Consider the following 24,587-nt stretch of genomic DNA (forward strand, 5'->3'; position numbering starts at 1 on the left):
GGTTTTGTTAGCGGCTCTAAATCCGCGGCACAACGCAAGACCGGATTTGACGCCTTGCTCGGCGGACGCGACCCGGCCACCGTGGTCCACCATTGCGGCAGCGGCGTGAGCGCCAGGGCGCTTTTTTGTGGCCGACCTTTCAGCCCTCAAAGCGGTTCAGTAGCCGCTGCCAGCGGTGGCCGGCGGCGCGGCGCTCGTGGAGCTGCCAGAGCCCGTGGAGCCCGTCGGGGACGTCGGGGCCTTGGTGGAGCTGCCGCCCATGGCGCCGCCACTGGTGCCGGGGTTGCTCATGGGCGCGGTGGACGAGGGTGCTTTGGTGGTGTCATCCATTTTTTTATTGCATGCGCCCAGCGCCAGCACGGCGGACAAGGCCAAAACCAGGGCGGCGGCGGATTTGAATCGGGATGCGTACATGTCAGTTTCCTTTTAAAAAATGGAACGGCTGAATGTCAGCCAAGGTTCAATGTAGCCAGGCACCGCGTTTTCCCCATGAGACACGGACGCAAGCCGCTGTAGGGGTTTTTCGCCCCGGGTTGGGTGATGGCCAGCCCGCCGCAGTTCCTGCCACCGGTCTTTTTCAAGACGCACGCGCCATCCATCGCCGGTTTTTTTGTTTTTTTGCGCGTCCGTTTGTCCTACATGAACACCCCCGGCAGTGATGACAGCAAGCGCCGAGGCTGGACCCTAAATTTGAGGCCGTGGCAGGCAATGGGCCGGCCACCTTTGTCAACCAGCACGCGCGCACGGAAGCGATCCATCACGCGTATTCCTCAAGGAGATATCCAAAATGGCATCTAACGACCAGGGCGATCAAGGCCGCAATCAGGGCGGTCAGCAAGGGGGCAAGCAGGCCGGCAGCAAGAGTGGTAAATCGGAGCGCGGTTTTGCCGCCATGGATGCGGACCGGCAACGCGCCATTGCCAGCGAAGGCGGCAAGGCCGCACACCAGAGCGGCCATGCCCACGAATTCAGCTCCGAGGAGGCTCGTGAAGCCGGCCGCAAAGGTGGCCAGGCCAGCGCGGGCAAGCAAGGCAGTCACAGCAGCGCCCCTCCAGGCGGCAACCCAAGTGCGAGCCGGAGTGGAAACCAGGGCGGCGATCTTTAATCGGGCACCCCACAAAGACTCTCTGCACACAGCGGGGCGACCGGGTCGCCCCGCTCTTTTATCAACCGATAGGATCAAACTCAGCCGCCGTGCGTGACCAGCTTGAGCCGCATGTGCGCATTGTCCCTTCGGGAGCCGGAACTGGGTCCCGAACCCCGGCTGCTCCGTGAACCGTTGTCCGGTCTTTCGCCCAGCTGTTCCTTGGGAGGTCCGGGTTCATGCCGACGGGTGAAAGTCTTGACGGTTTTCATGGGCGTATCCCCCTGGGTTGGCCGAAGGTTTCAAAGGCTGCAGAGATACTTTCAATTTTGGGACGGCTTGGTGCACGCCATGTAGGCGAATACAGGCATTCACGTAGGAGAAGACCTACAGCCGGCCCCAAGTGCTGGCGGGCTCATCGGGCGAGCCTTGGCCGAGCCTTGGCCCATGGGCATGCCCCTGCCTGGAAACAGGCTGGCAGCCCCTGCTGTTGTCAGCCACTGGTCGACAGTACAGGCCCCGGGAACTGGCCCTGCGCCAAAAAATCAATAAAATCCGCCTCCGGCCCAATAGAACCAAGCGCAGGAAGCTAGCAAAAAGGTAGCATCAACGCTTCTGACGCACAGGCAGGAACTGGTGCTACCATTCTCTGAAACTGGTTTCAGTCACGCCCTGCAACCTGCGCTCCCTCCGCCCCAGTTTTCATTTCAGATGTCCGCCAAAAACCTCCAGCGAACCGCTACTTCCACCCCGCCCGCCGCACGCGCCACCATTGCGGATGTGGCGCGCGAAGCGGGCGTCTCCAAGGCCACCGTGTCCAGGTTCCTGAACCACCGCGAGACGCTGCTCACGCGGGACATTGCCACGCGGGTGGAAGTCGCCATCGCGGCGCTGGCCTACAGCCCCAGCCCCATGGCGCAGGCGCTCAAACGGGGCCGTTCGCGCCTGATAGGCCTGGTGGTGGCCGATGTGACCAACCCGTTTTCGGTGGCGGTGCTGCGCGGCGCCGAAAAAGCCTGCCAGGAATCCGGCTATCTGCTGATGCTGTTCAACCTGGGCAATGACAGCCGGCGCGAAAGCGAAGCCATCGAAGCGCTCACGGCCTACCAGGTGGAGGGCCTGATCCTGAACACGCTGGGCCGTGACGCCGGGGCCGCCGCCGAGGCCGCGCGCCACGGCAAGCCGGTGGTGCTGGTGGACCGGCGCCACCACGACATGCAGGCCGACTTTGTCTCGCTCGACAATGCCGGCGGCGTGCGCCTGGGCGTCCAGCACCTGGTGGACGCCGGCTACCGCGAGCTGCTGTTTGTCTCGCAGCCGATCAAGGACGTGAGCTCGCGCATGGAGCGCGAAGCCGCGTTCCGCAGTTTTATCAGCGACTCCGCAGCCGACGTGGCCGGCCTTCAGGGCAGCACGTTTGAAAGCCGCGAGGACGACACCTACAACCTGGACGAGGCGCTGCGCGGCTTGCGCCAGCGGGCCGGCGGGCGCCTGCCCGGCGTGCTCTCCAGCAACGCCGTGGTCACCCTGCGGGTGGTCGCGGCCATGGCGCGCCTGGGCTGGCGGTTTGGCGTGGACGTGGGCCTGGTGGGCTTTGACGACACCGAATGGTCGCCCTACATTGGCCCGGGCTTGAGCACCATTGCCCAGCCCACCGACGAACTGGGCCGCGTGGCCGCAGGCTGCCTGATCGAGCGCCTCAAGGGCCTGGACCTGCCGCCGCGCCAGATTCTGCTGTCCGGTCGCCTGCTGCCGCGCGGCTCCTCGCAGCCCGAAGCCGCGCCGGTTTCGACGCGACAGGCGTCTTGACCGGCGGCGTCTGCGTCGCCGCCTCAAGAGGAGCCGAGCCTGCAGGATCAGGGCCCAGGCTTTCAACCTCCGACACCGAACCTAGGGTAATCCCTTAGTTACAACGCAGGTACATATCCTTCTATAATCCATTGAAACCGGTTTCAGAGCCTTGCTTGCAAAACAGGCCAGGCACCGGGCCATCAGGAAATCTTGTACCAACAACAGTGACCCCAGCGCTTGCGTCATCCATGACGCCACCGCCCACTCATGAACTACACATTTCAATTCGGTGACGTCTTTGCGGCCTGGCCCCTGCTGCTCAAAGGCACCTGGAGCACCATAGAGCTGTCGCTGCTGGCCATGCTGTTCGGCCTGGTGCTCGCCATCGTCTGCGCCTGGGGCAAAACCGCCGGGCCCAGGCCGCTGCGCTTTCTGATCAATGCCTACATCGAGTTGATCCGCAACACGCCCTTTCTGGTGCAGCTCTTCTTTTTCTTCTTTGCCCTGCCCGCGCTGGGCCTGCGCTGGTCGGCCTACACCGCGGCGCTGACGGCCATGGTCATCAACCTCGGCGCCTACGCCACCGAAATCATCCGCGCCGGCATCGAGTCCATTCCCAAGGGTCAGATCGAAGCCGGCCTGGCGCTCAACCTCAAGCGTCACGAGATTTTCCGCTTTGTCATTCTGAAGCCGGCCCTCAAGGCGATTTACCCGGCCCTGACCAGCCAGTTCATCCTGCTGATGCTGAGCTCTGCGGTGGTGTCGGCCATTTCCGCGGACGACCTGACCTCGGTGGCGGCCAACCTGCAATCGCAAACCTTCCGCAGCTTCGAGATTTACATCGTCGTGGCCGTCATCTACCTGCTGCTGGCGCTGGCGTTTTCTGCGCTGTTCCGCCTGATCTACAGGACCAGCCTCAACTACCCGGACCGTCGATAATGCGTACCTTCGGTTTTCCTGAATTCCTGTTCATTCTTGAAGCAGCCAAGTGGACCGTGGCGCTGTCGCTGATCGCCTTTGTCGGCGGCGCGCTGGGCGGCCTGATCGTGGCGCTGAGCCGCACCTCGGAAAACCGCACGGCGCAATGGCTGTCGGGCGGCTTCATCCAGATCTTCCAGGGCACACCGCTGCTGCTGCAGTTGTTTCTGGTCTTTTTTGGCGCGCCGGTGCTCGGCATTGAGATCAATCCCTGGGTGGCCGCGGGCGTGGCGCTGATTCTGAACAGCAGCGCCTTCCTCGGCGAAATCTGGCGCGGCTGCATTCAGGCCATCCCGGCCGGCCAGGTCGAGGCGGCGCAAGCGCTCAGCCTGTCCTACTTCTCGCGCATGCGCGATGTGATCCTTCCGCAGGCCTTCAAGATTGCACTGGCGCCCACCGTGGGCTATATGGTGCAAATCATCAAGGGCACCTCGCTGGCGGCCATCATCGGCTTCGCGGAAGTCACGCGCGCCGGGCAAATCATCAACAACGCCACCTTCCAGCCGCTGATCGTGTTCGGCGTGGTGGCGGCGATTTACTTTGTGCTGTGCTGGCCGCTGTCCTTGCTGGCCACCCGCATGGAACGCAAGCACGCCGCCGCACTGGCGCGCTGAAGCGGCCCCGTTTTCACCCTGCTTTTTTCCTCTCAACCTACGGAGACTCACATGATCAAGCATCTGCAACGCCGCGCATTCACGGGCGCCGCCCTGGCCTCGGTCGTGGCTTTAGGCCTGGCCGCCACCCTGTCGGCGTGGGCACCCGACGCCAGCGCGCAAACGGTGGCCGAGCTGAAGAAAAAGGGCGAGCTGACGATAGGCATGCTGGTGGACTTCCCCCCCTACGGCACCATGAACAGCAGCAACCAGCCTGACGGCTACGATGCCGACGTGGCCCGCCTGCTGGCCAAGGACCTGGGCGTCAAGGTCAAGCTGGTCCCTGTGACCGGCCCCAACCGCATTCCGTTTCTGCTGACCAACAAGGTGGACCTGCTGGTCGCCTCGCTGGCCGTGACGCCCGAGCGCGCCAAGCAGGTGCAGTTCTCCAAGCCTTATGCCGCCGCCAGCATTGTGCTTTTCGGCAGCAAGAAGGCCGAGCTCAAGGCCCCGGCCGACCTCAAGGGCAAGCGCGTGGGCGTGGCCCGTGCCAGCACGCAAGACGTGGCATTGACCGCCGTGGCACCGGAAGGCGCCGAAATCCGCCGCTTCGACGACGACGCCTCGGCCATGCAGGCCCTGCTGTCGGGCCAGGTGGACGCCATTGGTTGCTCCACCACCGTGGCCGCGCAGGTCGCCAAGCGCGCACCCGCCAACACCTTTGAAAACAAGTTCCTGCTGCGCCAGCAGGTGATGGGTGTGGCCATGCGTCCCGGCCAGGCCGAGCTGCTGAAAACCATCAACGACTTCGTCACGCGCAACACGGCCAACGGCGAGCTCAACAAGCTGTACCAGAAATGGCTGGAAACCGACCTGCCCCAGATGCAGTAAACCGGCCCATTCGGCTTTTTCGCTGACCACGCTGCCTACAACGACGGTGCTTTCATGACAGACACAATGCAATCCCCCACGCCTGCCGCCACGAACCAGGCGGTGGCCGAACCCATCATCCGCATCGAAGCGGTCGACAAGTGGTATGGCAAGTTCCAGGTGCTGACCGACATCAACCTGGACGTACGCGCCGGGGAGCGCATTGTGGTCTGCGGGCCTTCGGGCTCGGGCAAGTCCACGCTGATACGCTGCATCAACCGCCTGGAGACCGTGCAGAAGGGCCGCATCGTGGTGGACGGCATCGACCTGACGGCCGGAGGCAAAAATGTCGATTCGGTGCGCCAGGAAGTGGGCATGGTGTTTCAGCAGTTCAACCTGTTTCCGCACCTGACCATCTTGCAGAACTGCACGCTGGCGCCCATGCGCTCGCGCGGGCTGAGCCAGGAAGAAGCAGAAACCATCGCGATGAAATACCTCACGCGCGTGCGCATTCCCGAGCAGGCCCACAAATACCCGAGCCAGCTCTCGGGCGGCCAGCAGCAGCGCGTGGCGATTGCCCGCGCCCTGTGCATGACGCCCAAGATCATGCTGTTTGACGAGCCCACCTCCGCACTCGATCCGGAGATGGTCAAGGAAGTGCTGGACACCATGATCAGCCTGGCCGATGACGGCATGACCATGCTTTGCGTCACGCACGAAATGGGCTTTGCCCGCAGCGTGGCCGACCGCGTGATCTTCATGGCCGACGGCAAGATCATCGAGCAGGCGCCGCCGCAGCAGTTCTTCAGCAACCCGCAAAACGAGAAGACCCGTAATTTCCTCGGTCAGATCCTGAGCTCGCAACATGCTCACTGATGTTTACGGCAGCGCTGCTGACACCCACGGCGCGCCCCCCATCCTGATCTCCCTGTCTTCGTTTGGCGCGGCCGAAGTCCGGCGCCACGGACAGCTGTGGTTCACCCGGCTCAGCTTCGCGGCCGGCGCCGACGGTGTTGAAGTGCGCAGCGAGCTGCTGGTCGATCCCGCCACCGAACTCCCCGCCATCGCCGAAGCCGCGCGCGCGGCCGGCAAAGGCCTGGTGTATTCCTGCGCCGACTACCTCTGGGCCGCCGACGGCTCACTGGATATGCCCGCGCTGGAGCGGGCCCTGGCCGCCGCCAAAACCCTGGGTGCGCCGCGCCTGAAAATGGCCATTGGCGGTTTTAACGCAGCATCCCACCCGACACTGAGCACGCTGCAGGACCGCCTGCAGACGGCCAGAATCGAACTCGTCATCGAGAACGACCAGACCCCCCTGGCCGGCACACTGGCCGCGATGCAGGATTTTTTTGCCATCGCCAACGCCCGCGATGTATTCCTGGGCATGACCTTTGACATGGGCAACTGGCACTGGAGCGGCGAATGCCCGCTGCAGGCCGCCGCCGCCCTCGCGCCGCAGGTGCGCTATGTACATTGCAAGGGCGTGCAGCGCCAGCCGCAGCGCTGGGTCGCCGTGCCGCTGGCCGAATCCAGCGCCCCCTGGCGCGCCGTGTTGCGCGCCCTGCCGGCCAGCATGCCCTGGGCCATCGAATACCCGCTGGCCGGCGATGACCTGCCGGCCGTGACGCGCCGCGAAATTGACCAGCTGCGCAGCGTCGCCGCAAGCATGGCGAGCCGCAGCAATACCCTTCAATAAAACAAAGAGAGTCTGCCCATGACCAACGCGCTGGACGTTATTACCTTTGGCGAAGCCATGATGCTTCTGGTGGCCGACCGGCCCGGCCCGCTGGAATATGCCGAAGCCTTTCACAAGCGCACCGCCGGCGCCGAAACCAATGTGGCCATCGGCCTCGCTCGTCTGGGCCTGAAGGTCGGCTGGGCCAGCCGCCTGGGCACCGACTCCATGGGCCGCTATTTGCTGGCCGCCATGGCCAAGGAAGGCATAGACTGCACGCACGTGGTGTGTGACGCTTCGCAAAAAACCGGCTTCCAGTTCAAGGGCAAGGTCACCGACGGCAGCGACCCGCCTGTTGAATACCACCGCAAGGGCTCGGCCGCCAGCCACATGGGCGAGATCGATATCGACGAAGCCTGGTTGCTGAGCGCCCGGCACCTGCACGCCACCGGCGTGTTTGCCGCCATCTCGGCCACCACCCTGCCCGCCGCCCGCAAAACCATGGACCTGATGCGCGGCGCCGGCCGCAGCGTGTCGTTTGACCCGAATCTGCGCCCCACGCTGTGGGCCACGCCCGAACTCATGCGCGAGTCCATCAACGACCTGGCCACGCGCGCCGACTGGGTGCTGCCCGGCATGGAAGAGGGCCGCTTCCTGACCGGCGAAACCACGCCCGAAGGCGTGGCCCGCTTTTACCGGCAGCGCGGCGCCAAGCTGGTCGTCGTCAAGCTCGGCAGCGAAGGCGCTTACTTTGACAGTGATACCGCCAGCAGCGGCCATGTGCCTGGCTTTCCGGTGGCCGAAGTCATCGACACCGTGGGGGCCGGTGACGGCTTTGCGGTGGGCGTGATCAGTGCGCTGCTTGACGGCCTGAGCGTGCCCGAGGCCGTGAAGCGCGGCGCCTGGATTGGCGCGCGCGCCGTGCAGGTGCTGGGCGACAGCGAAGGCCTGCCGACCCGTGCCGAACTCAACGCCGCAGGACTCTGAACATGAACAGCCCCACCGACCGAAAAAAAGTCCTGGTCTTTCGCGAACTGCCGCCCGACCAGCTGGCACGCCTGCAAGCCGTGCACGAGGTGACGGTGGCCAACCCGCGCCTGCCCGAGCAGTTGCCCGCCTTCCAGGCCGCCCTTGCCACGGCCGAAGGCATGATCGGCTCCAGCTATCCGGTCAATGAAGCGCTGCTGGCGAGCGCGCCGCAACTCAAGGTGATTTCCAGCGTCTCCGTCGGCGTTGACAACTACGCACTGCCCGCGCTCGCCGCGCGCGGCATTCTGCTGTGCCACACGCCCGGCGTGCTCGACGAGACGGTGGCCGACACCGTCTTTGCCTTGCTCATGGCCAGCAGCCGCCGCCTTGTCGAACTGTCCAACCTCGTGCGCGAAGGCCGCTGGACCAGGAACATCGGCGAAGACCTGTTCGGCTTCGACGTGCATGGAAAAACGCTGGGCCTGCTGGGCTTTGGCCGCATCGGCCAGGCGATCGCGCGCCGTGCGGCGCTGGGCTTTGGCATGCCGGTTCTTTACCACGCACGCCGCCCCGTCGACCTCGCCCTGCAAGCGCCCGAACTGCAAGGCCGCGCGCTGCACACGCCCATGGCAGATCTGCTGGCGCGCGCGGACATCGTGGTCGCCATGCTGCCCCTGTCGGACAGCACGCGCGGCATGATAGACGCCAGCGTGTTCGGCGCCATGAAGCCGGGTGCGATTTTCATCAACGGCGGACGCGGCGCCACGGTGCAGGAAGACGCCCTGCTGCATGCGCTGGACCACGGCACGCTGCGCGCCGCCGGGCTGGACGTGTTTGCCACCGAGCCGCTGCCCATGGACTCGCCCTTGCGCACGCATCCCAAGGTTACCGCCCTGCCCCACATCGGCTCGGCCACGTTCGAGACCCGGCATGCCATGGCGGAACTGGCCACCAGCAACCTGCTGCAGGCTTTGGCGGGGGAACGGCCGGCGGCGGTGTTTGAGCAGGCCTGATCAACCGGCGTAGCGCCGGACCACCATATCCAGCAGCGCCCGCAGGCGCCCCAGCCCGCGCAGATCGCGGTGATAGCCGGCCCACACCTCGCGCGCGGGTGGTGCCTCGCCCAGGTTGACGCGCTGCAGCCCGGTGATGCGATCGCCCAGCGGCCTGGGCAGCACCGCCAGCCCCGCGCCCTGCGCGCACATCATCGCCTGCGCATCGCGGTTGTTGCTGCGAAAAACCACCCGCGCATTCGGCAGCAGGCGCTGCAGCCACTGCACGTCCGGAAAATCCTCGAAGGCGCTGTCGAGCGTGATCAGCGCACACCCGGCGCCATCGCCCGCCTTGGGCCGCGGCATGCCGCCCAGTGCATAGAGGCCATACTCGATGCGCATCAACTTGCGCTGGATGACATCCGGCTGGTCAAAGGGCTGGATCCGGAACACCAGATCCGCCTCGCGCCGCGCCAGGCTGAGCAGGCGCGCATCGGTCAGCAGTTCAATCGTCACCAGCGGATGCGCCTGCGAAAATTCGGTGCACACAGGCGTCAGCATGTGCACGCCAAACCAGTCCGACGACGACAGACGCAGCAAACCGCTCAATTGCTGCTGCTGGCCATCGAGCTGACGCTGGAACGCCATAGCCTCTTCCTCCACCCGCTCCGCATGCAGCAACACCGCCGCCCCTTCGTCGGTCAGGACAAAGCCGTCGCTGGTACGCTGGAACAGCGTCTGCCCGACGGCCTCTTCCAGCGCCCGCAGGCGCCGTCCCATGGTGGGCTGGGTTTGCCCCAGCTGCCGCGCCGCACCGCCCAGGGTGCCGGCGCGCGCAATCGCGAGGAATACCTTGAGGTCACTCCATTCCATTATTCAACTCATGCATTTATGCATGAACTCCGTGCAATATGTTTTGTTTACGAACGATTATGTAGACCCTACCATGAGGACGTCAACTGACAAACACTCAACCCAAAGGCACCTCACATGATCACAGCCCCCACGATGCGCGCGCTCGTTCTCGAGCAATACAACACCCCCTTCACGCTGCGCGACATCGCACGCCCCATCGCCGCCGACGGCCAGGTACTGGTCCGCATCCAGGCCAGCGGCGTCAACCCGCTCGACACCAAGATCCGCAGCGGCAATGCGGCCCATGCCAGGACCACCTTGCCGGCCGTGCTGGGCATGGACCTGGCCGGAACCATCGAAGCAGTCGGCCCCGGCACCACCGGCTGGCGCGTGGGTGATGCCGTGTACGGCATGGCCGGCGGTGTCGGCGGCGTGCAAGGTTCACTGGCTGAATTCGCGGCGGCCGATGCCGACCTGCTGGCCAAAAAGCCGGCCAATTTCAGCATGCGCGAAGCCGCCGCCTTGCCGCTGATCTTCATCACCGCCTGGGAGGGCCTGGTCGATCGCGCCCATCTCAGCGCCGGCCAGAAAGTACTGGTGCACGGCGGCGCCGGCGGTGTTGGCCACATGGCCATCCAGATCGCTGTCGCAATGGGCGCCGAGGTGTACGCCACCGGCAGTGCCCAGCAGAAAGAAACCATTGAAGGCTTGGGCGCAACCGCCATCGACTACCAGGCCACCACGGTGGAGCAGTACCTTGCACAGCACACCGGTGGCGAAGGTTTTGACATCGTGTACGACACCGTGGGCGGCGCCACGCTGGACGCCTCGTTCGCCGCGGCACGCACTTACCAGGGCCACGTCGTCAGCTGCCTCGGCTGGGGCACGCACAAACTGGCGCCCCTGTCATTTCGCGCGGCGACCTACTCGGGCGTGTTCACGCTGTTGCCGCTCCTGACCGGCCAGGGGCGCGCGCACCACGGCGAGATCATGCGCGAGGCGACCCGGCTGGCTGAAGGCGGCAAGCTGAAGGTGCTGCTGGACGACCGGCACTTCACGCTGGAGAACGCGACCGATGCACATGTGGCGATAGAGACCGGCACCGCGCGCGGCAAGCTGGTGGTGGATGTAGCGGCTTGATGCCGTGGTTTGCGCCGGGTGGGTATGGCGCACACGCCACTCCATGCGTTGTCCAAATGCGGCGCCATCGTGCAGGAAGTCCTGCTTCACGCACTGGACCATGGCACCCTGCGCGCCGCCGGGCTGGATGTGTTTGCCACAGAGCCCCTGCCTATGGATTCACCCCTGCGCACGCACCACAAAGTCACAGCGCTGCCGCACATCGGCTCGGCCACGTTCGAGACCCGGCATGCGATGGCAGTGCTGGCCACCAGCAACCTGCTGCAGGCTTTGGCGGGAGAGCGGCCGGCGGCGGTGTTTGACGCCGCGGCTTCATAGCCAAATCGGCTCCTAGCCCTTATGCAATGGGCGCAAAATGCTACTAAATCAATAGCAAGAAACCGTTTCAGGCATACGCCTCCCAGGCTTCGCCCAAAGCCTCGGCCTGCTGCAGCACCAGCTCTACGGCAGCATTTTCCAGATCTGGCGGATATTTGTACTTGCGCAGAATGCGCTTGACCATCAGGCGCAGCCTGGCGCGCACGCTCTCACGCGCTGACCAGTCCACGCTCAGGTTCTGGCGCAGGTTGTCGGTCAGCTCATGGGCAATTTTCTTGAGCGTTTCGTCGCTCAGCTCGCGCACGGCTGATTCGTTGTTGGCCAACGCGTCGTAAAAACGCACCTCGTCTTCGCTCAGCCCCAGCGTTTCGCCGCGCGCCGCCGCGTCACGAAACTTCTTGGCCATGTCCACCAGCTCTTCCATCACCTGCGCGGTCTCGATGGATCGGTTCTGGTAGCGCTTGATCACGTTGGCGAGCATCTCGGAGAACTTGCGGTCTTGCACCACGTTGCTGGCAAAGCGGCTTTTGATCTCGCCCTCCAGCAGGCGCTCCAGCAGCTCCACAGCCAGATTCTTCTCGGGCAGGTTTTTCACTTGGGCCAGAAACTCGTCGTCGAGCAGGCCGATGTTGGGTTTGTCCAAGCCCACGGCGTCAAAAATATCGACCACGCTTTCAGACACCACGGCCGAGCTGATGATCTGGCGGATGGCCAGCTCGCGCTGCTCGTCGGTGCGTTTCCTGGCGCTGATGTCTTTCTTGGTCAGGATGACTTTCACGCCCTGCAGAAAAGCGACTTCCTCGCGCACCGCCTTGGCTTCGTCCAGCGTGCAGCACAAGGTGAAGGCATGACTCATCGCCAGTGCCGTGTCGGCAAAGCGCTTCTTGCCGTCCCTCGCTGGGCCACTGTTGAGGCCCAGCACATGGTTGGCGGCGCCGGCCAGCGTCCTGTGGCCGCCGGTGAGGAAGCCGCTGTAATCAAAGCCGTGCAGCATGGCGCGCAGCACGTCCATCTTTTCCGCCATTACGCTAAATGCCTCGTGCGCGTCTACCGTCGGCCGGCCTCGGCCCTGGCTGGCGGTGTACTCCTTCATGGCCGATTTCAGCTCGTTGCCAATGCCGATGTAGTCCACCACCAGCCCGCCCTGCTTGTCCTTGAACACGCGGTTGACCCGCGCAATCGCCTGCATCAGGTTGTGGCCCTTCATAGGCTTGTCTACATACAGCGTGTGCACGCAGGGCGCATCAAAACCGGTGAGCCACATGTCGCGCACGATCACCAGGCGCAACGGATCGGTCGGGTCTTTAAAGCGCTTTTCAAGCCGCTTCTTCACCTGCGGGCTGTAGATATGCGGCCGCAATAAAGCCTTGTCACTGGCCGAGCCGGTCATGACAATCTTGATCGCGCCCTTCTCGGGGTCGGCGTCATGCCAATCGGGGCGCAGCTTGATGATCTCGTTGTACAAGTGCACGCAAATGTCACGGCTCATGGCCACCACCATGGCCTTGCCGGTCTGCGCGGTGTTGCGCGCCTCAAAGTGCGCCACCAGGTCGGCCGCCACGCTGGCCACGCGCGGTTCGGCGCCCACCACTTTTTCCAGCGCGGCCCAGCGGCTTTTCAGGGCGGCCTGTTGGCTTTCTTCATCGTCCTCGGCCAGCTCGTCGACCTCATCGTCAATCTGCGGCAGGTCAGCCTCTTTCAGGCTGAGCTTGGCCAGGCGTGACTCGTAGTAAATCGCCACCGTGGCGCCGTCTTCCTTGGCCTGCTGCATGTCATAGACATGGATGTAGTCGCCAAACACGGCGCGGGTGTCGCGGTCTGTGCTGCTGACGGGCGTGCCGGTGAAGGCGACGAAGGTGGCATGCGGCAGCGCATCGCGCAGGTGCTGGGCGTAGCCGACCTGGTAGCGTTCGGTGGGCTCCACGGCGTACGCTGGCGGAGCAAATTCGGCACGATGGGGCGTCACTGCACCATCACCAGTCGCTACAACATTGATAGCTACTTGCGCATAACCTGCCTGGGCTAGAGGCACTTTTCGCACTGAATTGCGTGTTTTCAGCTTGGCCTCAAAGCCATATTGCGTGCGGTGCGCCTCGTCGGCAATCACCACGATGTTGTGCCGCTCTGACAGCACTGGAAAGTTGTCTTCGTCCTCCCCCGGCATGAACTTCTGGATGGTGGCAAACACAATGCCGCCGGAGGGCCGATTGGCCAGCAACGTGCGCAGCTCCTGCCGCGTGCGCGCCTGCACCGGCTGCTCGCGCAACAAATCCTGCGCCAGGCTAAAGACGCCAAACAGCTGGCCGTCCAGGTCATTGCGGTCGGTGATCACCACGATGGTCGGGTTCTCCATCGCCGGCTCCTGCATCACGCGGGCGGCAAAGCAGGTCATGGTGATGCTTTTGCCGCTGCCCTGCGTGTGCCAGACCACACCGCCTTTTTGGTTGCCGCCCGGGCGCGAAGCCGCCACCACCTGTCCAATGGCCGAACGCACCGCATGAAACTGGTGGTAGCCCGCAATCTTCTTGACCAGCGTGCCGTCGTCTTCGAACAGCACAAAGTAGCGCAGGTAGTCCAGCAAATAGGCCGGGGCCAGCACGCCGCGCACCAGGGTTTGCAACTCGTTGAACTCGCCTAATGGGTCCAGCGTAACGCCGTCAATCGTGCGCCAGGCCATAAAGCGCTCGGCGTCGCTGGAGAGCGAGCCCAGCAGCGCCTCGGTGCCGTCCGAAATCACCAGCACCTCGTTGGTTTGGAACACGTCGGGGATCTGCTCTTTGTAGGTCTGGATCTGCTCGTAAGCCTTCCAGACATCGGCAGCCTCGTCTGCCGGATTCTTCAGCTCCAGCAGCACCAGCGGCAAACCGTTGACGAACAGAATGATGTCGGGCCGGCGCGTGTGATGTGGCCCCTTGATGCTGAACTGGTTGACCGCCAGCCAGTCGTTGGCCTCTGGCTGGGCCCAATCCAGCAGCCGCACAAAGTCACCCCGCGTTTCGCCGTCCTTCTGGTACTGCACCGGCACACCCGTCACCAGCAGGCGGTGAAAGTGCCGGTTGGCATACAGCAGCGCCGGAATGCCCAGCTCCAGCACCTGTTTCAGCGCATCTTCACGCGCCGCCGCAGGTATGCCGGGGTTGAGCCGGTCAATCGCAGACCGCAGCCGCCCGGCCAGCAGCACCTGCCGGTAACTGGTGCGCTCAGGCGCGGTGCCATCGTGCGCCATGTCGGGGCCATAGCAGTGGGTGTAGCCCACGTCTTGCAGCCAGGCCAGGGTTTCTTGTTCGAGTTGGTCCTCGGTCATGCGTCTGCTCCGTGCTGCGCCAACAAAATCTCGTTTAACGCCAGGTTGACGTAGTAATTGCCGCGCCCGATTTTTTGCTTCTTCACAAAGCCGCTGACCGCCAGTGCGTCCAGGTACTTGGTCGCCGTCAGTCGCGACACCTGCAGGTCTCGCTGCAGAAATTCGATCTTGGTGTAGGGGTGCGTGAACAGGTTGTTGATCAGGTCCTGGCTGTAGAACTTGTGGCTGGCGCGTATGCGGTGCTTGTAGTCGAACAGCGCCGCCTTGATCGCATGGATGGTGGCAATGGTTTGCCCGGCGGTGTGCTCCACGGCCTCCAGCATGTACAGCACCCAGTCCTCCCAGGTGTCGTCCTCGCGCACGGTTTGCAGCAGGCGGTAGTAGTCGGCCTTGGTGCGCACGATATGGTTGCTGAGGTAAAGCACCGGAATATCCAGCAACCCTTCCTTGACGAGGTACAGCACGTTCAAAATGCGTCCGGTGCGGCCATTGCCGTCGTAAAACGGGTGGATGCTTTCAAACTGGTGGTGCATCAACGCCATCTTGATCAACGGGTCTACCGCGAACAAATCGGGCTCATTCATGAACCGCTCCAGCCCACGCATCAGCGCCACAATCTCAGCCGGGTCTTGCGGCGGCGTGTAAACCGTTTGTCCGCTGCGGTCTTTCAGCGCGGTACCCGGCAGCTTGCGAAAGCCGGCGTTGTTGCGCTCCAGCTCACCCTGAATCTCGATGATGTGGTTGGCCGTTAGCAATCCGCTGGCACGTACCTGCTCAAACCCCACCCGTAACGCTTGGCGGTAGCGCAGCACCTCTTTGGCAGCCGGGTTGGCAAAGGCTTCGGGCAGCACGTCGTCCTTGAACAGCTCGTCATGCGTGGTGACGATGTTTTCAATCTCGGAACTGTCTTTGGCCTCCTGCAGGCCCAGGGTGTTTATCAGGATGCCCTGGTTGGGAATCGACGCCGCCATGCCCTTGAGTTCAGCCAACCGGCGGCTGCTGCTGGCCAGCTTTTTGAGGATGGCTGGCGTGTCGAAGCGGGCAGCGTCCAGATGTTCGAGGGGCTTGAGCGAGGGCATGGATGGCCTTTTTAGAGCAGCGACGTGTATAGAAACCGCGATTTTTTATACATGTTAGCCGTCATCTGCATAGAAAGCGCGATTCTTTATACATGTCGCGGGGTTCGATCTGGTCAGGCTCGACGTGTATAGAAAGCGCAATTTTTTAAACATGTTGGCCGGGATATGTATAGAAAACTCGATTTTCTATATATATCACCCCGTGGGTCAGCCTGCCGCTTGCCGAGGAATGAAGCCTCCCGCGCAGGGTGCAAGGGCTGGATTTGATGATCAAATCGGGCTCCAGCCCATGAGGAACGGGCGCAAGCAGCTACCAAATCAGCAGCAAGCCACCAACCTCAAGCCGCTTCCGGCTGCCGCAGGAACTCCCGGGTTCAGCCGCGCCAGCGCAGTGCGCAGGCGGTCTGCCAACAGCACCTGCCCGCTCATTCGCTTTCGGCTGCGCGGTAAGACTGCATTTCATGCGTCGGGGTGCCAGGAAAAGCCCGCCGGATGCGGTGATCCTTGACCAAGGTATCCAGATAGTTTCGCCGCAGACTGTCCGGATTACGGTCCAACAGTTCGGCCAGCACACTCAGCCGGATATACCGCCCCTCACAGACGGACAGGATCACGCGTGACATCGCCTCGGGATCCAGCCGCCGACGCTCCCGGGGTAGCGCCGCACGTATCTCTAGCTCCAGACGTACTTCGGACGTCAGTTCAGCCAAGTTGTCCACAATCGGCGCATCCAGCAAGGGAGAAAGCAAGCACCCGGACGCGTCTCGCTGCAACTTCGTTGCGCCTGCCGGCGCCGCCCCTTCCACGGCTTGATCCTGGGGAATATGTACGGAGCTGTCATCGATATGTACGGAGCTGTCGGCGTTACCTCCGGAGCTGCCGGCGTTGTATCCGAAGCTAGCTGCGGCAGCAAACACCTGCTCCGGCGATACCGGCGTGGCTCCGGGCAAGTGATAGACCTTGCCACGGGATTGCCCCTGAGACAGCAACAGCCCTTCTTTTTCGAGCCGGGCGAGCGCCATGCTCAGATCATGAGGGTGGTCACTGCAAATTTCGGCCATGCGTGAGTGGTTGACCACGCCTTCAATCGCCGCAGTAGACAGGATCATGCGCTCCAACGCGCTGGCGTCGTCAAATCGCTCACCCAGGCGAGTCCGTAACTCAGACAACACAGGTGCAGGCAACAGGTCCAGCATGTGCAGCTCCAGCAACGTTTGCTCCGGAACGTCCTTTTCACGCAGCAACGGCTGGCGCCAATGCCGGCTTTGCCAGCCGCTGTAGATCTTGGGCATGCCCGAACCGCCGCGCTCCCCCAGCCCGATCAGCAAAAACATCTGATGCAGGATGCGGTTGCGACAATCACTTTCGCCTCCACGAATGACTTGCTCCAGCGGCAAGCGCAAGCCACCGGGGTTGCGAAACCCAAACATGTCAGGACGCTTCACCACCAGAACGGACACTCGCCCGGTGTAATCGGCATGCACCAACGTATTGACCAGGGCCTCGCGCAAGGCCTGGTGCACCGGGGTGTCATCCTGACGCTGTCCATCTTTCAAAGCGAATGGCACTTTCAAGTCAGCAATCAACTTGCGGTACACCCGTCGATAAAACTCGAACAGATTGCCCGTCCAGGTGCCGTCGGGCACCAAACGGTCCACCCAACGCAACTCGGTCTTGGCCTCTGGGCGCTCCTGATAATCCAGAAAATAGTGTGGAACGGCCTCCTGAATGGCAGACCAATTGCCAAACATCAATAGACCACCCAGCGTCAAGCCGGATTCGCCCGTTTGGCGGTCGCGCCGCCAACCACGCAAGCTTTTCAAAAACTCGAAGTCGTCCTGCTCCAGATAGGGATGACCGGGCTTCTCATCCTTAAGCATCTGCCGATAAATGCGCAGGCTTTCGGTATCTATGTCTTTCGCGTCAAAGCCGACCAAGATGCGTGCATCGCGCTCATCCTCGACCTGCTCGGCCAGCATGCGCTTCACCGCTTCTTCATCGCAGTGCCGGTCGCCATCGTTCAGGCGACGGTAGGTGTTGCCCAGCGGCTGCCCGTTCAGAAACACCGGCTTTTGCTTGCGCACTGCAGGCGGAATGTGCACCACCAGAATGGCTTTGCCATCCAGGGTGACTTCCTGCACATCCGCATCGCTCAGCAGGTTGGCACTGACCTTGGCACGGTTGTTCAGGTTGTTGAACAAGTCGCCGCGAACTTTTTCGGGATTCACCAGGCCGGCGATGCTGAATTCACCCTCTTTCTCCCGCACCCCCAACAACACCACCCCACCGTGGGCATTGGCCATGGCGGAATAGGTGGGCCAGAAATCCTTGGGGACTTCGCCCTTGCCATCCTGGCCCTGTGCCAGCTTGCATTCCAGCTCGACCGTTTCGCGCAAGAGTTGCAAATCGTCCAGGGTGTGCACATCGAACATCAGGCCGTCTCCTTCATCAAAGTCTCGGCCTCCGGCAGCCGCAAAGCCCCGGAGATCAGGCGCGGGAGCAGAGTGTCGCGGAGGGTGGCGAGGGTTTGGGCTTGTTGCTCATTATCGAAAATCGCGTCGTGAATCGGAGAAACAACGTTGTCGAAGTGATCAAGTACGGTCATATCCGGCTTGATGACTTGCAAACGCTTCATGTCCGCAACTGTCACATGACCGAGCCCAGTCGTTTGTTTGTTGCGGGCTAACTCGGCGAATACCGGACGCAAGTGTTTGAGTGTGCGGAGCAAAAATGACCGCTCTTTCGCGGCATGAGGCAACACACGAAAAATGTGCTGATTCAACCACGCTTGATCGTAGGTCCACACGAAGGTGTCAATTGATGTGTCGGGGTTACCTGACCAAGAAAACAAAATGTCTCCGGTCTGAATGCGGTACTTCTCTGGCATGGCTACGTCAGAGTAGGCAGTCTGTGCCGTTACACCGGACTTGAGTTCTGCAATTTTTATGATCGGAAGTCCTCGACGTTCGAGGTTAGGCTCAAATGCCTTGTAGGCCGCGCCGTTAATATACGTCGCCAAGTCATAAACCGAAAAGGGGCACCACCCCCTCGGCACCAACCCCAACTCCGACTCCTCAAACGCATCCGGAAACAGCGCCGCCGTGGCCTCGTCCATGCCTTCGGGGGCGCGGCCTTCCATCTTGGCGCGCACGGGGTCGAAATCGACAAACCACGACTTGAACAGCGCCTGGGCGATGGCTTCGAGCGTGGCGTTGGTTTCGCGCAGAAGAGTGATGCGGTCGTCGAGGGCTCCCAGCATCGCGGCGATTTCAAGCTGGATTTTCAGGGGCGGTAGAAAAACAGGAACTGCCGAAAGAATGCCGGTGTTCAGATTCGGCATCGTGGCTCCCACGGCATGACGAATCAACCAGTCTTTGATTTCGGGCAATCGCAAGCAATGAGAGATGAATTTGGCGTCCGCGATAGATTCATCACCCAGCCGGACTTTGAGACAACCAGTACCGCAAAACCAGCCAACTTCATGCGGGCGGATCAAAGCATTTTTAGTCACATCACCTCTGCGGCTAAAAACAATATCTCCAAGTCGGAGCTTGTGCTGAGACAGCCGCTCCACGTCCGCTTGGTCAATCCGCACAATACCGTCCTCAACGATGCCACCATCACCGATGTTGGTTGGCATCACGACCGGAACTCCAAACTCCCTGTAGTCAGATGTATGTAACTGACTACCAAACGGTCCCGTTTGGATTGCACCACCTTGTTCGTCACAAATTTGGCCAAGTGTGGTGGATCGCCACTCAGAACTCATACCCCAGCCCCCTCAACTTCTGCCGAATCAACTGGTCCAGCTCCGCCCCCTTGGCCATCTGCTCCCCCAGCTTCTCGGTGAGCTGCTGCATCTTGGTGGCGAAGTCTTGGTCGTTGTCTTCCACTTCTTCCGCACCGACGTAGCGGCCGGGCGTCAGCACATGGCCGTGCCGGGCGATCTCGGCCAGCGGCACGCTGCGGCAGAAGCCAAGAATATCTTGATACTCCCCTGCATCGGCCTCACCACGCCACGCGGCCACAGTGCCCGCAATGCGATCAATCACCTCGTCGGTCAGCTCGCTTTGCACGCGGCTGATCATGCTGGCTTGTTTGCGGGCGTCGATGAACAGCACCTCGCCTTGGCGATGGGTTTTCTTCTTGACTAAAAACCACAGGCAGGCCGGAATCTGCGTGTTGAAAAACAGCTGACCGGGCAGCGCGATCATGACCTCCACCACGTCGGCTTCGACCATCGCAGCGCGAATCTGGCCTTCGTTGTTCTGGCTGGAACTCATGGAGCCATTGGCCAGCACAATGCCGGCGCGGCCCGTGGGTTTGAGGTGGTGCAGCATGTGCTGCAGCCAGGCGTAGTTGGCGTTGCCTTGCGGTGGGTCGCCATAGTGCCAGCGCGCATCGCCCGTCAGGCTGGCGTGCCACCAGTCGCTGATATTAAAAGGCGGATTCGCCAGAATGAAATCGGCGCGCAAGTCGGCGTGCTGGTTGCGCGTGAAGGTGTCGGCGGGTTCGCGGCCCAGGTTGAAGTCGATGCCGCGAATGGCCAGGTTCATGGCGGCCAGGCGCCAAGTGGTGGGGTTGGATTCCTGACCGTAGATGGACACGTCGCCCAGCTTGCCGCCGTGGGCTTCGATGAACTTTTCACTCTGCACAAACATGCCGCCCGAGCCGCAGCAGGGGTCGTACACCTTGCCGCTGTGGGGGCTGAGCACGGCCACCAGGGTCTTGACAATGCTGGCCGGGGTGTAAAACTGCCCGCCGCGCTTGCCTTCGGCGCTGGCAAACATGCCCAGAAAGTATTCGTAGACCTGGCCCAGCGTGTCGCGGGCGACGCTGGGGGTGTCGCCAAAGCCTATGGTGGAGACCAGATCGACCAGCTCGCCGAGCTTGCCGTCGGGCAACTGGGCCCGGGCATAGCGCTTGTCGAGGATGCCCTTGAGCTTGGGGTTCTCGGCCTCCACCAGGCTCAAGGCGTCGTCGATGCGCTTGCCGATGTCGGGCTGCTTGGCGGCAGCACGCAGGCTTTCCCAGCGGGCGGCTTCGGGCACCCAGAAGACGTTGACTTCCTTGTAATAGTCGCGGTCCTCCAGTTCGGCGGCCAAGTCGTCGGCGCTGGCGCCTGCGTAGTAATACTCGTCGGCCGGGTTGCTCAGGCGCGTGCCGAGTTCTGCGCGGCGGGCGGCAAAGGTGTCGGAGATGTATTTGACGAAGATCAGGCCCAGCACTAGGTGCTTGTATTCGGCGGCGTCCATGTTGGCGCGCAGCTTGTCGGCGGTGGCCCAGAGTGTTTTTTTGATGTCTTCGAGCATTGAACGCTTGTTGTCGTGAGGGGTTGGCAAGCCCGCTGCAGGCTGATACTGCGGGTGTTGCAGGTCGCAGGAAGGCGGAGCGGCGCATCTTACATTTCTGCGCTTCGGCCGTCTCCGATGCAGGACTCAATGATGATGCGCCACCCCGCTGATCAGCGTCACCAGCCCGATGCCTATCGCCAGCCAGGCGATCTGCGTGGCGGTTTCGCGGGCGGTGGCGCGCCTTTGCAACTGCGGAATCAAATCGGCCAGCGCGACGTAGATAAAGCTGCTGGAGGCAATGATCAAAAAGAAGGGCAGGTACTCGTAGAGCTGGTCCACCAGCGCGTAGCCGACCATCCCGCCCAGGGCCGTCACGGCGCCGGCCAGTGACACCTTGATGAGCGCCACGCGCCGGTTGTTGGAGGACTGGCGCAGCACCACCAGGTCGCCCATGTGGTGAGGCACCTCGTGCACCATCACGGCCAGCGCGGCGACAAAGCCCAGGCGCAAATCGGCCATGAAGGCCGAGGCGATCAGGATGCCGTCGCCAAACGCGTGCACGCTGTCGCCGGCCAGCACGGCCCAGCCGCCGGTTTTGGCGCCATGGTTGTGATGGTCGTGGCCATGGTCGTGATCATGATGCTCACCGCCATGGTGTTCGTGCCCGTGGTGCCACAGTTCGGCCTTGTCGAGTAAAAAGAAAAACACCAGACCGACCAGCAAGGTGGCGAACAGCTCCTTGGCGCCCGCCTGGCTTTCAAAGGCTTCGGGCAGCAGGTGCATGAAGGCGGTGGCCAGCAAGGCGCCGGCGGCCAGGCTGAGCATGTGCTGGGTGTAGCGCGCCAGCACGCCAAAACTGAGCAAGGCCGCCAGCCACACGCTGCCTATGCCGGCGGCCATTGTTCCCATCAAAATCGCTATCAAAGTCATAGCTACTTACGCCCGTATTGTTTGGGCCGGAGCCCTGAATCACTAGCAAACACCTGTGGCGGCAGCCCGACGGCCCGCCCCACAAATGGCGAAACCCCGGGCGCAGCATGGGTGCCAGCGGCCGGGGTTGTCCTTATCTTATCAAGCGTGTCAAGAGGTCCATGCAAAAGAAATCCGCCCCACGCGGGGTGAGGCGGCTGCGCAGGCTTGCGTTGGGTTTGCGGCAAGCCTCAGGCCACGCCGTGCGCCTTGAACCAGGCCAGCGCACGCCTGAAGCCGTCTTCGGCGGCGGCCTTGCGGTAGCTGGAGCGATAGTCGGCGTGAAAGGCGTGGGGCGCATCGGGATACACCACGAACTCGGAAGCCCGGGCCGCCGCATTGCCCTTCTTGCCGGCTTCGGCCAGAGCCTTCTTCATCTGGTCGATGGTGCTCAGCGGAATGCCGCCGTCCTGCCCGCCATACAGGCCCAGCACCGGCGCCTTGAGGCCGGCGGCCAGGTCCAGCGGGTGCTTGGGGGTCAGCGCCGATGAGGTACCGACCAGGCGGCCATACCAGGCCACGCCGGCCTTGACGTTGGGGCTCTGTTCGGCATACAGCCAGGCGATGCGGCCGCCCCAGCAAAAGCCGGTGATGCCGACCTTTTGGGTGTTGCCGCCATTGGCGCCTGCCCATTTCACCGCGCCGTCCAGGTCGGCCATGACCTGTTCGTCGGACACCTTGTCGACGACTTCGGCAATCAGCCTGCCGATCTCGTTGTAGCTGCCGGGGTCGCCCTGGCGCGCATACAGCTCGGGTGCAAGGGCGAGGTAGCCGGCCTTGGCGAATCGGCGGGCAGTGTCGGCGATGTATTCGTGCACGCCAAAGATTTCATGGATCACCAGCAGCACCGGCAGATCGGTCTTGCCGGCGGGAGCCGCGTAAAAAGCCGGCACCTTGAAGCCGTTGACTTCGTAAGTCGTCTCGCCGGTCCTGAGGCCTTCCGAGGAGGTCTTGATGGCCGTCTGCGCCATGATGGGCAGGGCCGCGGCAGCGTAGCCCACGCCCAGCGCGGCCTTGAGCGCCGTGCGGCGGCTGGCGCCGGCTTCGCCCGTCTGGCCGGGCAGCAAGGCATTGAAGTCGTTTTTCTGGTCCTGGTTCAGCATGGCGGGCATTCTCCAAATAGGGTGATGGGGGCAAACCCACCGGAGTCTATGCGGACCCGGCGTTTCTTGCCAGCGCGGCGCGGGGGCCACCTGCCGGCGCCGTCATTCGGTCACGCGGAAATGCCCGGCCATCTTTTCGTGCCCTTCGCCGCAGAAGTTGTCACAGAGAAAATCGTAGCTTCCCGGCTGGTCGAAGCGCACGCGCAGCGTGGTGAGCCGACCCGGCGGCAGATCGGCACGCATTTTCAGCTCAGGAATATTGAAGCCGTGCGTGAAGTCAAGCGAGGTGATCTCCAGCACGGCCGTCTGCCCCTTTTGCAACACAATTTCGTTGGGGGTGTAGAAAAACCGGCGGGCCGTGAGGCTGATCACCGGCGCCTGCGCCGCGCCGGCGACCGGCCTGCCCAGTCCAAAGGCCCCGGCGATGCAGCTGCCGGCCAGGGTCAAGCCTCGCCGCAGCAGCCGGCGTCTCTGTTCATCCATGCTCATGCTCCCTGTGCGGAAAATTCCTGGATCGCGTAGGCGACCGGCCTGGCCTCGGCCTCCACCTCGCGAAAACCCAGGCCCTTGCCGGGTGCCGCCGGGTCCCAGTCCAGCGGGGTTCGCTTGTCCTGGCTGCCCGGCGCCGGCAGGGCAAAGATCAGCGACTTGGCGGAATGGTGCGCGATGTGTCCCGTCATGTGGTGGTTTTCCTGATGGATATGGCCATAAAACACCACGACGTTGGTGTACGGCATCAGCAGCTCGATGGCCTTGGCGCCGTCGCGGGTGGCCCAGTCCCATTTGGGCGCCAGGTCAAACAGGGGGCGGTGCGTCAGGACCACGATGCGCGCGTCCCTGGCCTGGCGGCTCAAATCCTGCTGCAGCCAGGCCAGCTGTTCCTGGCCAATGCTGCCGCCGGGGTCCGACACATTGTCAATGGCGATGAAGTGAACCCCCTTGTGGTCGAAGGCGTAAAAGGTGTCGCCGAAAAACTCCTTGTAGGCGGCTCCGGCGTCAAGCGCTGCGTCGTGTTCGCCGGCCAGGAAGCGCACCGTCTTGACCTTGAGCCCGGCGGCGATGTCGCGAAACCCGGCCAGGCGCCGGCGCCGCTCGGCGGGGTCGTCGGTGGTGTGGGTGAGGTCACCGGTGAAGACAATAAAGTCGGGCGGCTCGGCCAGTGCGTTCACCGCCGCCACGGCCTTCCTGAGGGTGTTGGCGGCGTCGGGGTTGGCGGGGCCGCTGTAGCCCCAGTGGGTGTCGGAGAGCTGCACAAAATGGAAGTCGTCGTAGGCCGCGGCCTTGCCGGCGGCCGCCAGCGCGTGGCCCGGCAGGCCGGATAGGTAGACCACGCCGCCGCCCGCCGCCACGAGCCGGATGAAGTCTCTGCGGGTGTTGCCTGAATGGTTCATGGCTGACTCCTGGATGAGGTGTTGAAAATGTTGAAAGGCCGGAACGGACAGGGCGCCAAACGCGCCAAACACGAAAGAGCCCTGTTCATCTGTCAATACCGGCTTGCCGGCCACTTCATTCCAGTGCCCGCACTTTTTATTTGCCGCCCAGGGTCTTCAAGCCCCATGCGCCTCCACGGAGA

20 protein-coding genes and 2 pseudogenes are annotated in these 24,587 nt (G+C 62.9%); 11 read left to right on the top strand and 11 right to left on the bottom strand.

Translation table 11 applies throughout. The features are described from left to right. Nucleotides 1-156 precede the first annotated feature (156 nt). Complete coding sequence (locus PJE01S_RS25515) at nt 157-414, bottom strand: hypothetical protein (RefSeq protein WP_068833449.1); 258 nt, start codon at nt 412-414, stop codon at nt 157-159. A gap of 496 nt (nt 415-910) precedes the next feature. Here PJE01S_RS25515 and PJE01S_RS26390 point away from each other — a divergent pair. The 9 genes and pseudogenes from PJE01S_RS26390 to PJE01S_RS10350 form a co-directional block, all read left to right on the top strand. Next, a pseudogene (locus PJE01S_RS26390) lies at nt 911-1,105 on the top strand (KGG domain-containing protein); the annotation flags it as partial. Nucleotides 1,106-1,795: 690 nt separating this feature from the next. Next, a complete protein-coding gene (locus tag PJE01S_RS10315) occupies nt 1,796-2,893 on the top strand; it encodes a LacI family DNA-binding transcriptional regulator (protein WP_068833453.1) in 1,098 nt (365 codons plus the stop codon). A 249-nt stretch (nt 2,894-3,142) separates the two neighbouring features. Then, the gene (locus PJE01S_RS10320; RefSeq protein WP_068833455.1) at nt 3,143-3,814 is read left to right on the top strand and encodes an amino acid ABC transporter permease; all 672 of its coding nucleotides are present in this window, start codon (nt 3,143-3,145) and stop codon (nt 3,812-3,814) included. Next, the gene (locus PJE01S_RS10325; RefSeq protein ID WP_068833456.1) at nt 3,814-4,467 is read left to right on the top strand and encodes an amino acid ABC transporter permease; all 654 of its coding nucleotides are present in this window, start codon (nt 3,814-3,816) and stop codon (nt 4,465-4,467) included. Before PJE01S_RS10320 ends, PJE01S_RS10325 begins: the two co-directional genes overlap by 1 nt. A gap of 51 nt (nt 4,468-4,518) precedes the next feature. Further along, nucleotides 4,519-5,337, top strand: a complete 819-nt coding sequence (locus PJE01S_RS10330) for a transporter substrate-binding domain-containing protein (RefSeq protein WP_068833458.1) — start codon at nt 4,519-4,521, stop codon at nt 5,335-5,337. A gap of 54 nt (nt 5,338-5,391) precedes the next feature. Next, complete coding sequence (locus tag PJE01S_RS10335) at nt 5,392-6,192, top strand: amino acid ABC transporter ATP-binding protein (protein ID WP_068833460.1); 801 nt, start codon at nt 5,392-5,394, stop codon at nt 6,190-6,192. Continuing rightward, nucleotides 6,182-7,012 carry a sugar phosphate isomerase/epimerase family protein gene (locus PJE01S_RS10340; RefSeq protein WP_068833462.1) on the top strand — a complete coding sequence of 277 codons (831 nt, stop codon included), beginning with the start codon at nt 6,182-6,184 and terminating at the stop codon, nt 7,010-7,012. Before PJE01S_RS10335 ends, PJE01S_RS10340 begins: the two co-directional genes overlap by 11 nt. An 18-nt stretch (nt 7,013-7,030) precedes the next feature. Then, nucleotides 7,031-7,978: a sugar kinase gene (locus tag PJE01S_RS10345; RefSeq protein WP_068833464.1), complete on the top strand. Its 948-nt coding sequence runs from the start codon at nt 7,031-7,033 to the stop codon at nt 7,976-7,978. A 2-nt stretch (nt 7,979-7,980) separates the two neighbouring features. Continuing rightward, nucleotides 7,981-8,973 carry a 2-hydroxyacid dehydrogenase gene (locus PJE01S_RS10350; RefSeq protein ID WP_068833466.1) on the top strand — a complete coding sequence of 331 codons (993 nt, stop codon included), beginning with the start codon at nt 7,981-7,983 and terminating at the stop codon, nt 8,971-8,973. Here the strand turns inward: PJE01S_RS10350 and PJE01S_RS10355 are convergent, their stop codons facing one another. Then, nucleotides 8,974-9,825, bottom strand: coding sequence for a LysR family transcriptional regulator (locus PJE01S_RS10355; protein WP_068833468.1), 852 nt, complete (start codon nt 9,823-9,825; stop codon nt 8,974-8,976). 117 nt (nt 9,826-9,942) lie between these two features. Here PJE01S_RS10355 and PJE01S_RS10360 point away from each other — a divergent pair, with 117 nt between their 5' ends. After that, nucleotides 9,943-10,947, top strand: coding sequence for a zinc-dependent alcohol dehydrogenase family protein (locus tag PJE01S_RS10360; protein ID WP_068833470.1), 1,005 nt, complete (start codon nt 9,943-9,945; stop codon nt 10,945-10,947). A gap of 60 nt (nt 10,948-11,007) precedes the next feature. Continuing rightward, nucleotides 11,008-11,265 (top strand): annotated as a pseudogene (locus tag PJE01S_RS10365) (NAD(P)-dependent oxidoreductase); the annotation flags it as partial. 67 nt (nt 11,266-11,332) lie between these two features. On the opposite strand, the gene PJE01S_RS10370 reads toward PJE01S_RS10365, so the two are convergent. The 9 genes from PJE01S_RS10370 to PJE01S_RS10410 form a co-directional block, all read right to left on the bottom strand. Beyond that, nucleotides 11,333-14,569: a type I restriction endonuclease subunit R gene (locus tag PJE01S_RS10370; RefSeq protein ID WP_068833474.1), complete on the bottom strand. Its 3,237-nt coding sequence runs from the start codon at nt 14,567-14,569 to the stop codon at nt 11,333-11,335. Beyond that, nucleotides 14,566-15,648 carry a Fic family protein gene (locus tag PJE01S_RS10375; protein WP_068833476.1) on the bottom strand — a complete coding sequence of 361 codons (1,083 nt, stop codon included), beginning with the start codon at nt 15,646-15,648 and terminating at the stop codon, nt 14,566-14,568. The genes PJE01S_RS10370 and PJE01S_RS10375 overlap by 4 nt, the downstream gene beginning before the upstream one ends. 425 nt (nt 15,649-16,073) lie before the next feature. Further along, nucleotides 16,074-18,080: an RNA/DNA-binding domain-containing protein gene (locus tag PJE01S_RS10380; RefSeq protein ID WP_068833478.1), complete on the bottom strand. Its 2,007-nt coding sequence runs from the start codon at nt 18,078-18,080 to the stop codon at nt 16,074-16,076. Continuing rightward, nucleotides 18,080-19,288: a restriction endonuclease subunit S gene (locus PJE01S_RS10385; RefSeq protein WP_339374671.1), complete on the bottom strand. Its 1,209-nt coding sequence runs from the start codon at nt 19,286-19,288 to the stop codon at nt 18,080-18,082. Before PJE01S_RS10385 ends, PJE01S_RS10380 begins: the two co-directional genes overlap by 1 nt. A 118-nt stretch (nt 19,289-19,406) precedes the next feature. Then, entirely contained in the window at nt 19,407-20,960 is a 1,554-nt protein-coding gene (locus PJE01S_RS10390) for a class I SAM-dependent DNA methyltransferase (RefSeq protein WP_068833482.1), read from the bottom strand. Between the two features lie 126 nt (nt 20,961-21,086). After that, on the bottom strand, nt 21,087-21,872 hold the full coding sequence (locus tag PJE01S_RS10395) for a ZIP family metal transporter (RefSeq protein WP_068833484.1): 786 nt from the start codon (nt 21,870-21,872) through the stop codon (nt 21,087-21,089). A 230-nt stretch (nt 21,873-22,102) separates the two neighbouring features. Continuing rightward, nucleotides 22,103-23,014, bottom strand: a complete 912-nt coding sequence (locus PJE01S_RS10400; RefSeq protein WP_068833706.1) for a dienelactone hydrolase family protein — start codon at nt 23,012-23,014, stop codon at nt 22,103-22,105. A 102-nt stretch (nt 23,015-23,116) separates the two neighbouring features. Then, complete coding sequence (locus PJE01S_RS10405; RefSeq protein WP_068833486.1) at nt 23,117-23,497, bottom strand: cupredoxin domain-containing protein; 381 nt, start codon at nt 23,495-23,497, stop codon at nt 23,117-23,119. A gap of 2 nt (nt 23,498-23,499) precedes the next feature. Further along, the gene (locus PJE01S_RS10410; RefSeq protein ID WP_068833707.1) at nt 23,500-24,405 is read right to left on the bottom strand and encodes a metallophosphoesterase family protein; all 906 of its coding nucleotides are present in this window, start codon (nt 24,403-24,405) and stop codon (nt 23,500-23,502) included. Nucleotides 24,406-24,587 lie beyond the last annotated feature (182 nt).

It is taken from the genome of Polaromonas jejuensis NBRC 106434, assembly GCF_001598235.1.
GTDB classification, from domain to species: Bacteria; Pseudomonadota; Gammaproteobacteria; order Burkholderiales; family Burkholderiaceae_C; genus Polaromonas; species Polaromonas jejuensis.

Excerpts from the sequence above, each read along its gene's own strand:
- PJE01S_RS25515 (WP_068833449.1), bottom strand. The coding sequence starts at position 414 with ATGTACGCATCCCGATTCAAATCCGCCGCCGCCCTGGTTTTGGCCTTG.
- PJE01S_RS10315 (WP_068833453.1), top strand. The coding sequence starts at position 1,796 with ATGTCCGCCAAAAACCTCCAGCGAACCGCTACTTCCACCCCGCCCGCC.
- PJE01S_RS10320 (WP_068833455.1), top strand. The coding sequence starts at position 3,143 with ATGAACTACACATTTCAATTCGGTGACGTCTTTGCGGCCTGGCCCCTG.
- PJE01S_RS10325 (WP_068833456.1), top strand. The coding sequence starts at position 3,814 with ATGCGTACCTTCGGTTTTCCTGAATTCCTGTTCATTCTTGAAGCAGCC.
- PJE01S_RS10330 (WP_068833458.1), top strand. The coding sequence starts at position 4,519 with ATGATCAAGCATCTGCAACGCCGCGCATTCACGGGCGCCGCCCTGGCC.
- PJE01S_RS10335 (WP_068833460.1), top strand. The coding sequence starts at position 5,392 with ATGACAGACACAATGCAATCCCCCACGCCTGCCGCCACGAACCAGGCG.
- PJE01S_RS10340 (WP_068833462.1), top strand. The coding sequence starts at position 6,182 with ATGCTCACTGATGTTTACGGCAGCGCTGCTGACACCCACGGCGCGCCC.
- PJE01S_RS10345 (WP_068833464.1), top strand. The coding sequence starts at position 7,031 with ATGACCAACGCGCTGGACGTTATTACCTTTGGCGAAGCCATGATGCTT.
- PJE01S_RS10350 (WP_068833466.1), top strand. The coding sequence starts at position 7,981 with ATGAACAGCCCCACCGACCGAAAAAAAGTCCTGGTCTTTCGCGAACTG.
- PJE01S_RS10355 (WP_068833468.1), bottom strand. The coding sequence starts at position 9,825 with ATGGAATGGAGTGACCTCAAGGTATTCCTCGCGATTGCGCGCGCCGGC.
- PJE01S_RS10360 (WP_068833470.1), top strand. The coding sequence starts at position 9,943 with ATGATCACAGCCCCCACGATGCGCGCGCTCGTTCTCGAGCAATACAAC.
- PJE01S_RS10370 (WP_068833474.1), bottom strand. The coding sequence starts at position 14,569 with ATGACCGAGGACCAACTCGAACAAGAAACCCTGGCCTGGCTGCAAGAC.
- PJE01S_RS10375 (WP_068833476.1), bottom strand. The coding sequence starts at position 15,648 with ATGCCCTCGCTCAAGCCCCTCGAACATCTGGACGCTGCCCGCTTCGAC.
- PJE01S_RS10380 (WP_068833478.1), bottom strand. The coding sequence starts at position 18,080 with ATGTTCGATGTGCACACCCTGGACGATTTGCAACTCTTGCGCGAAACG.
- PJE01S_RS10385 (WP_339374671.1), bottom strand. The coding sequence starts at position 19,288 with ATGCCAACCAACATCGGTGATGGTGGCATCGTTGAGGACGGTATTGTG.
- PJE01S_RS10390 (WP_068833482.1), bottom strand. The coding sequence starts at position 20,960 with ATGCTCGAAGACATCAAAAAAACACTCTGGGCCACCGCCGACAAGCTG.
- PJE01S_RS10395 (WP_068833484.1), bottom strand. The coding sequence starts at position 21,872 with ATGACTTTGATAGCGATTTTGATGGGAACAATGGCCGCCGGCATAGGC.
- PJE01S_RS10400 (WP_068833706.1), bottom strand. The coding sequence starts at position 23,014 with ATGCTGAACCAGGACCAGAAAAACGACTTCAATGCCTTGCTGCCCGGC.
- PJE01S_RS10405 (WP_068833486.1), bottom strand. The coding sequence starts at position 23,497 with ATGGATGAACAGAGACGCCGGCTGCTGCGGCGAGGCTTGACCCTGGCC.
- PJE01S_RS10410 (WP_068833707.1), bottom strand. The coding sequence starts at position 24,405 with ATGAACCATTCAGGCAACACCCGCAGAGACTTCATCCGGCTCGTGGCG.